Here is a 690-nt window from a genome sequence, read left to right as displayed (position 1 = left end):
TGCATGGCTTCCGCCGCCTGCGTATCCGCTGGGAGAGACGCGACGACATCCATGAGGCTTTCCTCGGCCTCGCCACCTGCCTCATCACCCACCGCCACGTCCAGCGCCTTTGTTAGGACCTCTAAGAAGGAATTAGCCCCGCAAGTTCTGTCCTCCGGGCCGGGAGTGATCCCGATCACGCCATCCGGGGCAGCTCGCGCGGGAGGCCGCGCGAACCCGCTGTGTGCGGAATGCCTTGCCCTGGTGCGGGCTCGGCAGCAGAAGAGGCCCGCCGCCGCGGCCTGACCCAGTCCTACAGGGCGGGCGGCCGTCGAGGACACTTCCGGCACCGCAGCGGCTGGCACATGGTGTCGTCGTCGTACAGGCACCCGGTCACGTCACACCCGTACGGAGCCTGACCGGTCCGGGGTCTCCTCGCCGCGTACCCGGTACACGCCCGGTGCCAACTCCTCGGACTGCTCGACCACGGTTGTTGCCAAGTTGGTTGGCCAACGGGTCTCGCGGTTCCAGATCGCGCCTGCGGGAAGGCGCAGGCCCACGGCATCCTTGAGATTTGCGCCGCCCAGGTCCGCGCCGCCCAGTTTCGCGTCGGTCAGGTCCGCGCTGGTCAGGTCCGCGCCGCCCAGTTTCGCGTCGGTCAGGTCCGCGCTGGTCAGGTCCGCGCCGCCCAGTTTCGCGTCGGTCAGGTCC

The 690-nt window shown here is 69.1% G+C and carries 1 protein-coding gene and 1 pseudogene; one reads left to right on the top strand and one right to left on the bottom strand.

Features of this window, described 5'->3' with window-relative positions:
- Nucleotides 1–116, top strand: a pseudogene (locus tag EOT10_RS40985) (IS5/IS1182 family transposase); the annotation flags it as partial.
- 261 nt (nt 117–377) lie between these two features.
- Here the strand turns inward: EOT10_RS40985 and EOT10_RS40980 are convergent.
- The coding region (locus tag EOT10_RS40980) for a pentapeptide repeat-containing protein (RefSeq protein WP_146003162.1) at nt 378–690 on the bottom strand (313 nt) is incomplete at its 5' end.

Origin of the sequence: Streptomyces antnestii, assembly GCF_004005495.1 — a bacterium.
Taxonomy (GTDB): Bacteria; Actinomycetota; Actinomycetes; order Streptomycetales; family Streptomycetaceae; genus Streptomyces; species Streptomyces antnestii.
This window is presented reverse-complemented; position numbering and strand designations above follow the sequence as displayed.